The sequence below is a fragment of the Oryzobacter terrae genome, from assembly GCF_042756445.1.
GTDB classification, from domain to species: Bacteria; Actinomycetota; Actinomycetes; order Actinomycetales; family Dermatophilaceae; genus Oryzobacter; species Oryzobacter terrae.
Genome location: NZ_CP170578.1, coordinates 2,689,019 through 2,701,023, shown reverse-complemented (window position 1 = coordinate 2,701,023; position 12,005 = coordinate 2,689,019). Strand labels below are relative to the sequence as shown.

The following is a 12,005-nucleotide window of genomic DNA, read 5'->3' as shown; positions in this document are numbered from 1 at the left end:
GCCCGGCGCCTCATCACGTACGACCCACGCGAGGCCTCGACAGCGCCACGGCGGCGAGGACCCGGCTCACCGGGTGATCCATCCGTGCGGTTGGATCGCTGCATGAGTCGTCCCCGCATCGGCATCGTCACGGCGAGCACCCGCCCGAACCGCATCGGCCACCACGTCGCCGCGTGGGTGACCGGCCTCGCCCCCGAGGACGTCGAGCTCGTGCCGGTCGACCTGCGCGAGCTCGCCCTCCCACTCCTCGACGAGCCGGACATGCCCTCCGAGGGCCACTACGCCCACGAGCACACCCGCCGCTGGGCCGCCCTCGTCCAGTCGCTCGACGCCGTCGTCCTCGTCATGCCCGAGTACAACCGCGGCTACAACGCCGCGCTCAAGAACGCCATCGACTACCTCTACGCCGAGTGGGACGGGCTGCCCGTCGCCTGCGTCGGATACGGCTGGGCCGGAGCGCAGTACGCGCGGTCGGCCCTGCGCCAGACCCTCGAGCGGATCAAGATGGTCGTCGTCGAGGGCGCCGCGCTGCACTTCGAGCAGACCCTCGACCTCGACGGCACGGTGCACGCCGACGACGACGCCACCCAGGACGTCCAGCGGATGTTCGCCGCCCTCAGCGCGGCCGTCGCCGCCCGCCCCTGACCTCGATCCCGGCTCCTCCCGATCCGAGTCGGTCCCGCGCGTCGGCCAGGTCGACATCGCTCGACATGCCGACCCCGGGCCCGCGCGCTCGGCATGTCGCGCGACCTCGACTGGACGGAGGGGCGTCCCGGCGTCGATGGAGGGGCGTCGCGGCGTCGATGGAGGGGCGTCGCGGCGGATGCGGGAGGGCGAGAGGGCGAGGGACCGGGCGCCGGGAAGCCCCCCGGCGCGACCTCGGTAGACTGGGCAACGGAGCGCCGGGAAGTCTGGTCGGCACCGCCTCGGTGTGCCCTCCGCGGGACACCACCCCGACCGGAGGAACCCGATGACCCCCGCGCCCGAGTCACCCCGCCCGCGGCTGTTCCGTCGCTCGACGTGGCCCGAGGCCCAGTTCGTCGCGAACGCGCTGCGGACCGAGACCATCGGCGGCGCCGTCCTCCTCGTCGCGGCGCTGGCCGCGCTCGTCCTGGCGAACAGCCCGTGGCGCGACGCCTACAGCGGCCTGCGCGACACGGCGGTCGGCATCGAGTGGGGCCACCTGCGCCTGACCGTCGGGCACTGGGCGGCCGACGGCCTCCTCGCGATCTTCTTCCTCGTCGCCGGCCTCGAGCTCAAGCGCGAGTTCCTCGTCGGGGAGCTGCGCACCCCCGCCCGGGCCGCGGTCCCGGTCCTCGCCGCCGTCGGGGGCGTGGTCACCCCGGCGCTCGTGTTCGTCGGGGTCGTCGCGGCGCTCGGCGGGGAGGGCGACGCCTACCGCGGGTGGGCGATCCCCACGGCCACCGACATCGCCTTCGCCCTCGCCGTCCTCGCCGTCATCGGGTCGCACCTGCCGTCGGCGCTGCGAGCCTTCCTCCTCACCCTGGCCGTCGTCGACGACCTCATCGCCATCACGATCATCGCGGTCTTCTACACCGCCGACCTCGAGGTCGTCCCCCTCCTCCTCGCGCTGCTCCCCCTCGCCGCGTTCGCAGCTCTCACCCAGCGCCGGATCACCCACTGGTGGCTGCTCGTCCCGCTCGGTCTCGCGACCTGGGGCCTGGTGCACGCGTCCGGGGTGCACGCCACGGTGGCGGGCGTCCTCCTCGGCCTCTGCGTCCCCGTGCGACCGCGGGCGAGCGTGCCGGCCGCGAGCACCCTGGCCGCCGACACCGACGTCGCGCACCGCTTCGAGCACCGGCTGCGACCGCTCTCGGCCGGGGTCGCCGTGCCGGTCTTCGCCTTCTTCGCCTCCGGGGTCACCGTCGTCGGCGGGGGCCTCGCCGCGGCAGCCTCCGACCCCGTCGCCGTCGCCGTCGTCACCGCGCTCGTCGTCGGCAAGCTCGTCGGCGTCCTCGGGGCCACCTGGCTCGTCGCCCGCTTCACCCGCGCGAGCCTCGACGACGGCCTCGCGTGGGCCGACGTCGTCGGTCTGGCCCTGCTGACCGGGGTCGGCTTCACCGTCTCGCTGCTCGTCGGGGAGCTGGCCTACGGCACCGGGGGCGCGCGCGACGACCACGTCAAGCTCGCGGTGCTCGTCGGGTCGCTCACCGCGGCGGCCCTGGCGACGGTCGTCCTCCGGTCGCGCGACCGGGTCCACGCGGGCATCGCCGAGCTCGAGTCCCGCGACGAGGACGCCGACGGTGTCCCGGACGTCTACCAGCGCGGGGAGCGGGAGGGCTGAGCGAGGGCGCGACTGGGTAAGGTCAGCGGTAGGCCCCACCGGGGCACCGACGTTCAGTGAGGCGGCAGACGCATGGCAACGGGCACCGAGCGCACCATCGGCCAGCTGGTGGCCGACGCGACGCACGACCTCGAGGGCATCGTCCGCGGCGAGATCGCCCTCGCCAAGGCGGAGGTGACGAGCGGCGCCAAGGTCATCGGCAAGGGCGCCGGCCTGCTCGCCGGCGCGGCCTTCCTCGGGCTCATGGGCCTCGTCTTCGTCCTCCACGGCCTGTCGTGGGTCATCGCCGAGTGGCTGCCTGTGTGGGCCGGCTACCTCATCGTGGCGGGGGTGCTCCTCCTCCTCGCCGCGGTCCTCGGCCTGCTCGGCAAGAAGGCCCTCGAGAGCGCCAAGCCGACCCCCGAGCGCGCCATCGACCAGGCCCAGCAGACGATCGAGACCATCAAGACGCACGGCGCGGCCTGAGCGACGGCGCGGCCTGACGAACGGCGCGGCCTGAGCGACACCGCCGTCCGGCCCGTCGTCAGTCGCTGACGCAGCGTCCGGTGGAGACGGCCGAGTCGGCGGCGAGTCCGCGGCGCACCACCGGCGCGATCTCGTCGAGGGTGAGGGCGTAGCCCGTGTCGGGGTCGTCGAGGGAGGTCGCGAAGACCATGCCGACGACCTCGCCCTGCGGGTCGAGGACCGGCCCGCCGGACGCCCCGCTGCGGATGGTGCCGCGCAGCGAGTAGATCTCGCGCGTCACGCCGAGGCGCCCGTAGATGTCGGCACCCTGCGCAGTGAGGGTGGTGCGCACGCGGGCCCCGCCGACCGTGAGCCCGGCGTCGCCGGGGAAGCCCGCGAGCACGGCCGGGTCGCCGGCACCGAGCTGGCGCCCCAGGTCCAGGGCGGGGGCGGGCAGGCCGGGGACGTCGAGGACGGCGACGTCGCGGCGCGGGTCGAAGGCGACGACGCGGGCGACGCGGTCGCGCCCGGTGCCCTTGACGCTCACCCGCACGTCGTCGGCCGCCGCCACGACGTGGGCGTTGGTGACGACCCGGCCTGGTGCCACGACCCAACCGGACCCCACCTGGGCGCGGTCGCACCGGCCGGCGTCGGCCCGCACGTGGATGACCGAGCCGAGCGCGCGCACGACGTCGGGGTCGTCGACGAAGGCCTGGTCGGGCGCGGCGACCGGCGGGATCGGCTCGGGGCCCAGCCCCTCGAAGACCCGCGGGAACCCTCCGGCGTCCAGTGCCCGGGTCACGCCGTCGACGAGGCGCCCGGCGGACGGCGGGACGACCTCGTCGATCGCCTGCACGACGGTCGACCCCGCGACGAGGCTCCGCAGCGCCGGCGGTCCGTCGTTGCGCAGGGCGCCGGCGACCACCCAGATGACGAGCACGGCCGCCGCGACCACCGCGACGAGCCCGAGGAGCGAGTCGAGGGCGCGGGCGAGCGGTGCGCGCACGGCCTCCCGGACCCGTCGGCCGAGCACGAGCATCAGTGACTGCGCGAGGGCCGCGGTGAGGAAGACGATGGCGACGAGCGCGATGGCGCCCGTCGTCGTGCCGATGTCCACGCCGCCGTGGTCCTCGAGGAGGTCGGGCGCGAAGCGCAGCGCGAGGAAGGCGCCCCCGACGAGTCCGACGAGGCCGAGCGCCGACGCGACGACACCCTGGCGCCACCCGGTCAGGGCGTAGGCGAGGAGGGCGAGCACGAGGACGACGTCGAGGACGACCGAGCCGCTCACGGGTCGAGCCCGCGCATCCACGGTGAGCGGACCCGGTCGGGCAGGGACCGCTCGTCGCCCTCGTCCCACTCGCGGGTGAGCCCGGCGAGGTCGAGGACGGAGCTGAGGAGCATCGCGGTGAAGCCCCACACGAAGAGCCCGTCGACCTCGAAGGCCGGCCCGCGGTAGGGACCGAAGACCGCGGTGAAGCGGTGGGCGGGGTCGAGGAGCGCCGCCACGGGGACCCGGTCGACGGCCTCGACCTCGGCACGGTCGACGACGCGGACCTCGCCCGGGGTCGGCCACCACGCGAGGACCGGCGTCACGGCATTGCTCGTCGGGGTGAGGTAGAGGTCGGGCAGGGCCGCGAGGACGTCGACGCCGCTCGGGTCCAGGCCGACCTCCTCCTCCGCCTCGCGCAGCGCCGCGGCGACCGGCCCGTCGTCCTCGGGGTCGATCCGACCGCCGGGGAAGGAGACCTGCCCCGGGTGCGCGCGCAACGTGTGGGCCCGCTCGGTGAGGACGACGTCCTCGCCGCCCTCGGGGTCGGGGCCGAACACGATGAGGACGGCCGAGCGCTTGGTGGGGACGGTGTCGGGGGCGTGGGCGGCGAACCACTCGTGCTCCCCCACGTCGGTGCGGGCCGCGAGCGCCGTGAGCCACGGCGGGGCGGCGACGGGGCCGTGCGTCACGGCTCGCGGGGGTCGTCGGGCAGCGGTCCCGGCGGCGGGTCGGGGAGGACGGCGCCGGGCGCGAGCTCGTAGGCGAGGAGCCGGCGCGCCTTGACGGGGTCGGTCTCACCCTCGCCGTAGGAGGGGCACAGGGTGGCCACGGGGCAGGCGCCGCACGCGGGTTTGCGGGCGTGGCAGGTGCGGCGGCCGTGGAAGATGAGGACGTGGCTGAGCATCGTCCAGTCGCGCCGTTCGAAGAGCGCGGCCATGGCGGTCTCGACCTTGACCGGGTCGGTCTCGTCGGTCCACGCGAACCGGCGGGCGAGCCGCCCGACGTGGGTGTCGACGGTGATGCCCGGGACGCCGAAGGCGTTGCCGAGGACGACGTTGGCGGTCTTGCGGCCGACGCCGGGCAGGGTCACGAGGTCCTTGAGGCGCCCGGGGACCTCGCCGCCGAAGCGCTCGACGATCGCCTGGGAGAGCGTGATGACCGAGTTCGTCTTGGCCCGGAAGAACCCCGTGGGCCGCAGCACGGCCTCCATCTCCTCGCGGTCGGCGGCGGCGAGCGCCTCGGCGGTGGGCCAGCGGGAGAAGAGCGTGGGGGTGACCGAGTTGACCATGACGTCGGTGGTCTGGGCCGAGAGCACGGTGGCCACGAGGAGCTGGAGCGGGGTCTCGAAGTCGAGCTCGCAGTGGGCGTACGGGTAGCGCTCGTGGAGGGCGCGGTAGGTGCGGCGGGCCCGGCGGGTGCGGGCGACCGCGGTCTCCTCACCGGTGCGGGCGCGGCGGACAACGGCGGACGTCGGGGGCACGGACCGAGCCTACGTGCTGGGCCCGACGCTCCCCCGGCCGTCCGGGTCGGCCCCGGTCCGGGTGCCGGTCGCTCTCTGGCACACTGTGCCCCGTGGACCACGACGTCGTGCGCCGAGCGCCTCTCTTCGCCACCATCGACGACCCGACCGCGGAGTCGCTCATCGCGACGATGAGCCCGCAGCGGCTCGAGCGCGGCGACATCCTCTTCCACGAGGGCGACCAGGGCGACCGGCTCTACGTCATCGGCGAGGGCAAGATCAAGCTCGGCCGCACGAGCACCGACGGCCGCGAGAACCTCCTCGCGATCCTCGGCCCGGGCGAGATGTTCGGCGAGCTCTCGCTCTTCGACCCGGGGCCGCGCACCGCCACGGCCACGGCGGTCGCCGAGACGCAGGTCGTCTCGATGGGCCACGAGCAGCTCAAGGACTTCCTCGCGCAGCGACCCGGGGTCGCGACGACCCTGCTCGCCGCCCTCGCGCGCCGGCTGCGCCGTACCAACGAGTCGCTCGCCGACCTCGTCTTCACCGACGTGCCCGGCCGCGTCGCCAAGGCGCTGCTCGACCTCGCGGCGCGCTTCGGCCGCCCCGTCGAGGAAGGGGTGCTCGTCTCGCACGACCTCACCCAGGAGGAGCTGGCCCAGCTCGTCGGCGCCTCCCGCGAGACGGTGAACAAGGCCCTGGCCGACTTCGCCTCGCGGGGCTGGCTGCGCCTCGAGGCGCGGGCCGTGCTGCTCCTCGACGTCGAGCGCCTCAAGCGCCGGGCGCGCTGACCCCACCGGGCTCGGCGCCCCGGGTCACGCCGAGGAAGTCGAGCTGGGCGCGGATCGACATCCGCGCGGCGGGCCAGACCTCCTCCGGCACGTCGGCGTAGACCCGGCGCAGCACGCCCTCGACGGGGTCGTCCTCGGTCGCGGCACCGTCGCCGAGGGCGTCGCGCACCTGGTCGAGCCGCTCGGCGCGATGGGTCCGGTAGAACGCGACCATCGCCGCGGCATCGGGGACGACCGGCCCGTGACCCGGGAGGATGGCGGCCACCGACCCGTCGCCGGTGAGGGCCCGGATCCGCTCGAGGGAGGCGAGGTAGGCCTCGAGCTCCCCGTCGGGGTGGGCCACGACGGTGGTCCCGCGTCCGAGGACGGTGTCGCCGGTGAGCAGGGCGTGGTCGGCGGGCAGCGCGAACGACAGGGAGTCGGCGGTGTGGCCGGGGGTCGCGACGACCCGCAGCTCGAGGCCACCGGTCGTGACGACGGACCCGTCGCGCAGGTCGTCCTGCCGGCGCCCGAGGGCCCGCACCGGGGCGCCGGTGAGCGCGGCGAAGCGGGGCGCCGACTCGGCGTGGTCGTGGTGGCCGTGGGTGAGGATCGTCAGGGCGACCCGGGCGCCGCGGGAGGCGACGTGGTCGAGGACCGCAGCGAGGTGGGCCTCGTCGAGCGGTCCGGGGTCGACGACGACGGCCTTCGTCGACCCGGGCTCGAGGAGGACCCAGGTGTTCGTGCCGTCGAGCGTCATCGGGCCCGGGTTCGGTGCGAGGACGCAGTGCGCCCGCTCGGTGACCGGTCCCCCGGCCCACGGTGCGGCGGTCGACGGGGGCGGGGTGGCGCTCACCCGCCCGAGTATGCCGTCGCCGACCCCGGCGCGTGGGCCCAGGTGGCTGCCCCCGCGACCACCCGAGCACACGCGACCCGTCCACCGCGGCGCGTGTGCCCAGGTGGCTGCCCCCACGACCACCCGAGCACACGCGACCCGTCCACCCCGGCGCGTGTGCCCAAATGGCTGCCCCCCACGACCACCTGAGCACACGCGACCCGTGCGGCACAGCCCACGCGACCCGTGGGGCACAGCGGCCTCGTCCGTTCGGACAGAAAAGACAACGTTGTCACCGACGCGGAAGCGCTCTCGCACCGACCGCGCCATACTGCTCGAGGCAGGGGTGCCCACGTCCGACCGGAGGTCGAGTTGCTTCACCGCACCGCTAGGTACGCCGTGCTGTTCGCGGCAGCCATCGCGCTCGGCCGCTCCACCGCCCTCCCGGAGACCGGTCTCGCGCTCATGTGGCCGGCCGCCGGGATCGGGGTCCTGTGGACCCTGCGAGCCCGCTCCTCCCGCGAGGTGGGCACCGCCCTCGGCCTCATCGGGCTCGTCGCGACCGTCGGCAACGCGGTCACCGGGTTCGCCGCCGGACCCGCCGTCCTCCTCGGGGCCTCGAACGTCGCCGCCTGCCTCGTGGCGCGGCGCCTCATGGGCGGCCCGGTCGGGACCACCCCGGCCCACGAGGTCCGCAGCCTGGGCCAGTTCTACCGCCTGCTCGCCGCCGGCGCCGTCAGCACGGCCGTGAGCGCGGCGATCGGGATGGCCGGCATCGGCCTAGCCGGGGTCGACGTCACCTGGAGCGCGAGCGCCGGGTGGTGGCTGCGCAACATGACGGGCATCGTCGTCATCGCGGCCCCCGCCCTGACGCTGGTGGGTCGACGTCTGCTCCTCACTCGTCCGCTCGTCCTCGAGGCCGCCGTCCTCTACCTCCTCACGATCCTCACCGTCGTCGCGGTCTTCGCGCCGGGCAACACCCTTCCGTTGGCCTTCGTCCCCCTCGGGTTCGTCGTGTGGGCCGGGCTGCGGCTGCCCCTGCCCCTGGCCGCCGCGGAGGGAGGGCTGATCGCCGTGGGGGCGCTCGTCATGCTCCGCACCACCGGCGGCGGGCCCTTCGGCGCCATCGGCGACCTGCAGGTGGCTTCCCTCGTCCTCCAGGGCTTCATGATGCTCGCCGTCACCCTCGCGCTCGTCCTCGCGACGGTCCACGCCGAGCTCGCGGAGACCGTCGACGGCCTCGCCGCGGCGCGTCGTCGGGCGGAAGAGGCCGCGGCCGACCTCGACGTCCTCATCGCCGATGCCCCCTACGGGGTCGTCGTCGTCGGCGTCGACGGCCGGATCCGCCGGACCAACCGCGCGATGGCGGGCATGTTCGAGTGCGGGATGGACGACATCACCGGCGCCGAGGCGGTCGCCTTCTCGACGCGTCCGGAGCAGGAGGTCCACGACTACCTCTCCCGGGCGGTCGCCGCGGGCGGCCGGCCGGTGACGACCGACTGGGCGACCCACAGCCTCACCGGGCGCCCCCTGCACCTCGCGCTCAGCAGCCGCCTGCTCGCCGGCCGGTCCGGGGCCGCCGAGATCCTCGTCAACGTCGTCGACGTGTCGGAACGCCGACGTGAGCGGGAGCACCTCTCGCAGCTCGCCGCGACCGACGCGCTCACCGGCCTGCCGAACCGGCGCCGGTTCGAGGAGGTCCTGGCCCGCCACGGCGAGCGGTGCGCCGACACCGGCTGGCACGGCGCCCTCCTCCTCCTCGACCTCGACCACTTCAAGGCGGTCAACGACACGCTCGGCCACGCCGCCGGCGACCGGCTCCTCCGCTCGGTGGCCGCCGTCCTGCGCGATGTGCTGCGGGCGAGCGACACCGTCGCCCGGCTCGGGGGCGACGAGTTCGCCGTCCTCCTCCCCGACGCCGACGACGCGGCGGCCGCGGTCGTGGCCGCGACCGTCGTCGAGCGGGTCCGTGAGCACTGCGCCGCCCTCGAGGGCGCCCACCGGCAGGTGACGACGAGCGTCGGTGTCGTCTCCTTCACGGCGGCGGCGGACCGGGGTCGCGATGCCCTGGCGGTCGCCGACGACCTCATGTACGACGCGAAGGGCGCCGGCCGCGACGGCTGGGCGCTGCTCGGCGCCGACGGGACGCACCGCGGCTCGGCGGCGACCGCGGTCGCTGCCCGCACACCGACGGCCCGGTCGAGCGTCGGCGACCTCGTCGAGGTCGTGCCGGCCCGCTGAGGCGAGGGGCCCCCCGGGGGGGGTCAGCGTCCTCGGGAGCCCCGGGTCGAGGCGTCGTGGAGGAGCTGGGCGCGGCCCCGGAGGGTGACGTCGAGCGTGTCGTGGAGGGCGACGAAGGTGCGCACCGCCCACACGACGAGGCAGTCGCGCTCGTCGGTCGTCATCGTGAGGAGGTCGACGGACGGGTGGTGCACGGCGATCCGGCACTCCCGGCGGCCCTCGCGTCGGTCGAACTCGAGGTCGAGCCCGGCGGCGCGCGACCACGCGTCGCGCTGGGCGACGAGCAGGTCGTAGAGGGCCTCGGTCCGCGCGGGGTCGCCGGTGTCGAGGCGGGCCTCGACGCGAAGGCGGCCGCCGTCGACCTGGGACAGGCTCCACGCACCGAAGGGACCGTCGGCGAGGTCGACCCAGCTGCAGTCGATGTTGCGCGGCGGGAGCTGCACGCCCGGGCGGCAGGTGTGCACCCCCCGGAGGACGTCGCGGAAGAGGTCCTGACGGGCCCGGTTCTCGGCGGACTCGCCGGCGCCGCGGGCTCGCGCCCGGCGGTAGCCCGTGTCGACGCGGCCACCGGGCCGGGCGATGACGTCGAGCCAGGGCACGCGGGGGCCGGTGTCGCCGACGACGGCGACGTCGACCTCGATGCCGTAGAAGCGGATCGGGTTGTCGTCGCGCTCGTTGAGCCAGTCGAAGGTGTGGCGGACGTCGTCGCGCAGCTGGCGGGTCAGCCAGACGACGACCGGGGCGCCGAGGGTCGAGACGGCACCGAGGCACTCGCCGAGGACCGCGAGGTCCGCCCCGTCGAGCTGGGTCGTCACGAGGACGACGGTGTCGTCCTCGAGGTGCTCGGCGCGCAGGTCGAAGCGGAAGCCCTCGACCTCGACGTCGGCGGTGACGCGCTTGAGGCCGAAGCCCAGGGCGTCGGCGAGGACGTCGACGTTGCGGTACAGCCAGGGCGAGAAGTCGTCGCGTGCCGGCGGCCAGGCCTCGTCGGGGTCGCCGACGCGGCGCATCCCGCTCTCGAGGAGGAGGGCGTCGGCCACGCGCTCGTCGTCGAGGACGTCGGGGGCCAGGTCGGGGACCGGGGTCAGCCGCGGGGTGGCGCGGACGGGGGTGTCCTCCGTCGTGGGGAGGAGGTCGTGGGCGCCTGAAGGCTCCCCGACCACTGCGAGATGGGTGCCGTTCACCGTGTCGCCTTCCTTGGGCCGGCCGGGCATCACGCTGGTGGTGGGTGCCAGTGGCGGTGGCCACGGACACCGCCCCCAGCAGGTTGGGCGGTCCGCCGCGGCGTCCGTCCTCGGTGTCGTCCCGCCTGCGGTGGACGAGCCCCCCACCTGCGAGGACTCGACTGTGGCAAACCCGTGGCGTCGCTGCAGGCGGTCGCACGAACGGTCGGCTGTTCGGCGGATCGTGATGGCCGAACGTCCGTGTGTCGGGGCGCTCGCGGGCTAGGGCAGGACGGTGCGCAGGACGAGCGTCCCGTCGTCGCGGCGGACCAGCTCGGGCAGCACCCGGGCGACGCGCGGCCGGTCGGCGAGGAAGGCGTCGGCGCGGTCGAACGCCTCGAGCTCGCGGAGGCTGACGACGGTCGGAGGCAGCATGCGCACCTCCCCGGCGGCGTGCCGGGCGAGGAGGTCGGCGGCGCGGACCCAGCCGCTGCGGTCGGACTCGGTGGAGGTCTCGCGGGCCTCCTGGCCGACCGGCATGGCCGCCGCGAGGATCCACGTGTCGTAGCGGCGCGGCTCGAAGGCCGGGGTCACCCAGTGCGCCCGGCCCCGGAGGTCGGCGACCTCGAGGCGGACCCCGGCCTCCTCCTCGACCTCCCGCACCGCGGCGGCGGCGAACGGCGCCGCGACCTCGGCGGTGACCCCCATCGCGGCGGCGAGCTCGGGGAGTCCCGGTGTGCCACGGTCGATCTCGTGGTCGGCCGGGTCGACGCCACCCCCCGGGAAGACGACGGTCGAGGGCGCGAACGCCATCGAGGGAACCCGGCGCTGCACGTAGACCTCGGGACCTCCCGACCCGTCGCGCACGAGCATCACGGTCGCGGCGGTGCGCAGCGGGCCGTCGACGCGGTCGGGGTCCGCGATCCACGCCTCGGCCAGCTCGGCCAGGCCCCGGTCGCTCGACACGGGGTGCTCGACGACGCGGCCCTGGTGACCGTGGCGACCGTGGCGACCGGCGCGGACACCCTCGGCGGAACCCTCGTCAGTCACGGACGTGGACGATGACCTCGACCTCGACCGGCGCCCCGAGCGGCAGCGCCGCCACCCCGACGGCCGAGCGTGCGTGGACGCCGCCCTCGCCGAAGGCCGAGCGGAACAGCTCGGAGGCCCCGTTGACGACGCCGGGCTGCCCGGTGAAGGAGGGGTCGGAGGCGACGAAGCCCACGACCTTGACGACGCGCTCGACCGCGTCGAGGTCGCCGACGACGGACTTCATCGCCGCGATGGCGTTGAGCGCGCAGACCTGCGCGAGCTCCGTGGCGCGGGCGGGGCTGACGAGGCCGGGACCCTCGCCGACGTGACCGCTCTCGAGCAGGACGCCGTCGACGACGGGCACCTGGCCCGAGACGTAGACCCGCGAGCCGTCGAGGACGGCCGGCACGTAGGCGGCGACGGGCGGGACGACCTCGGGGACGGTGAGGCCGAGCGCGGCCAGGCGGTCCTCCACGGCTCCCACGG

Annotated in this window: 12 protein-coding genes; 5 read left to right on the top strand and 7 right to left on the bottom strand. The window is 75.4% G+C overall.

From position 1 onward, the window contains the following. The first annotated feature begins 102 nt into the window (after positions 1-102). The 3 genes from ACFWN3_RS12820 to ACFWN3_RS12810 all read left to right on the top strand — a co-directional run bounded on the left by ACFWN3_RS12820 (position 103) and on the right by ACFWN3_RS12810 (position 2,770). Positions 103-645: an NADPH-dependent FMN reductase gene (locus ACFWN3_RS12820; RefSeq protein ID WP_377640163.1), complete on the top strand. Its 543-nt coding sequence runs from the start codon at positions 103-105 to the stop codon at positions 643-645. A 325-nt stretch (positions 646-970) separates the two neighbouring features. Continuing rightward, a complete protein-coding gene (gene nhaA / locus ACFWN3_RS12815) occupies positions 971-2,305 on the top strand; it encodes a Na+/H+ antiporter NhaA (RefSeq protein WP_377640161.1) in 1,335 nt (444 codons plus the stop codon). A 72-nt stretch (positions 2,306-2,377) separates the two neighbouring features. After that, the gene (locus ACFWN3_RS12810) at positions 2,378-2,770 is read left to right on the top strand and encodes a phage holin family protein (RefSeq protein WP_377640159.1); all 393 of its coding nucleotides are present in this window, start codon (positions 2,378-2,380) and stop codon (positions 2,768-2,770) included. Between the two features lie 58 nt (positions 2,771-2,828). Here ACFWN3_RS12810 and ACFWN3_RS12805 read toward each other — a convergent pair whose 3' ends face one another. From ACFWN3_RS12805 to nth, 3 genes are read right to left on the bottom strand one after another with little or no spacing between them, the layout of a single operon-like run. Next, a complete protein-coding gene (locus ACFWN3_RS12805; RefSeq protein WP_377640157.1) occupies positions 2,829-4,037 on the bottom strand; it encodes a MarP family serine protease in 1,209 nt (402 codons plus the stop codon). Further along, a complete protein-coding gene (locus ACFWN3_RS12800) occupies positions 4,034-4,708 on the bottom strand; it encodes an NUDIX hydrolase (RefSeq protein WP_377640155.1) in 675 nt (224 codons plus the stop codon). The genes ACFWN3_RS12805 and ACFWN3_RS12800 overlap by 4 nt, the downstream gene beginning before the upstream one ends. Then, entirely contained in the window at positions 4,705-5,499 is a 795-nt protein-coding gene (gene nth / locus ACFWN3_RS12795) for an endonuclease III (protein WP_377640153.1), read from the bottom strand. Before nth ends, ACFWN3_RS12800 begins: the two co-directional genes overlap by 4 nt. A gap of 92 nt (positions 5,500-5,591) precedes the next feature. Here nth and ACFWN3_RS12790 point away from each other — a divergent pair, with 92 nt between their 5' ends. Next, a complete protein-coding gene (locus ACFWN3_RS12790; RefSeq protein ID WP_377640151.1) occupies positions 5,592-6,269 on the top strand; it encodes a Crp/Fnr family transcriptional regulator in 678 nt (225 codons plus the stop codon). Here ACFWN3_RS12790 and ACFWN3_RS12785 read toward each other — a convergent pair. Continuing rightward, complete coding sequence (locus tag ACFWN3_RS12785; RefSeq protein ID WP_377640150.1) at positions 6,250-7,104, bottom strand: MBL fold metallo-hydrolase; 855 nt, start codon at positions 7,102-7,104, stop codon at positions 6,250-6,252. The genes ACFWN3_RS12790 and ACFWN3_RS12785 overlap by 20 nt on opposite strands. Positions 7,105-7,482: 378 nt before the next feature. Between ACFWN3_RS12785 and ACFWN3_RS12780 the strand changes: the two genes are divergently transcribed. Then, a complete protein-coding gene (locus ACFWN3_RS12780; RefSeq protein WP_377640148.1) occupies positions 7,483-9,324 on the top strand; it encodes a diguanylate cyclase in 1,842 nt (613 codons plus the stop codon). Between the two features lie 23 nt (positions 9,325-9,347). On the opposite strand, the gene ACFWN3_RS12775 is transcribed toward ACFWN3_RS12780, so the two are convergent. The 3 genes from ACFWN3_RS12775 to ACFWN3_RS12765 form a co-directional block, all read right to left on the bottom strand. Further along, complete coding sequence (locus ACFWN3_RS12775; RefSeq protein WP_377640146.1) at positions 9,348-10,508, bottom strand: hypothetical protein; 1,161 nt, start codon at positions 10,506-10,508, stop codon at positions 9,348-9,350. Positions 10,509-10,769: 261 nt separating this feature from the next. Then, positions 10,770-11,537 (bottom strand): NUDIX domain-containing protein, encoded by a 768-nt coding sequence (locus tag ACFWN3_RS12770; RefSeq protein WP_377640144.1) that lies wholly within the window; start codon positions 11,535-11,537, stop codon positions 10,770-10,772. Then, positions 11,530-12,003, bottom strand: a complete 474-nt coding sequence (locus tag ACFWN3_RS12765; protein WP_377640142.1) for a RidA family protein — start codon at positions 12,001-12,003, stop codon at positions 11,530-11,532. The genes ACFWN3_RS12770 and ACFWN3_RS12765 overlap by 8 nt, the downstream gene beginning before the upstream one ends. Between the last annotated feature and the right edge of the window lie 2 nt (positions 12,004-12,005).

What these genes read in the sequence shown, in the direction of transcription:
- nhaA (WP_377640161.1), top strand. Translation starts at nt 971, where the DNA reads ATGACCCCCGCGCCCGAGTCACCCCGCCCGCGGCTGTTCCGTCGCTCG.
- ACFWN3_RS12810 (WP_377640159.1), top strand. Translation starts at nt 2,378, where the DNA reads ATGGCAACGGGCACCGAGCGCACCATCGGCCAGCTGGTGGCCGACGCG.
- ACFWN3_RS12820 (WP_377640163.1), top strand. Translation starts at nt 103, where the DNA reads ATGAGTCGTCCCCGCATCGGCATCGTCACGGCGAGCACCCGCCCGAAC.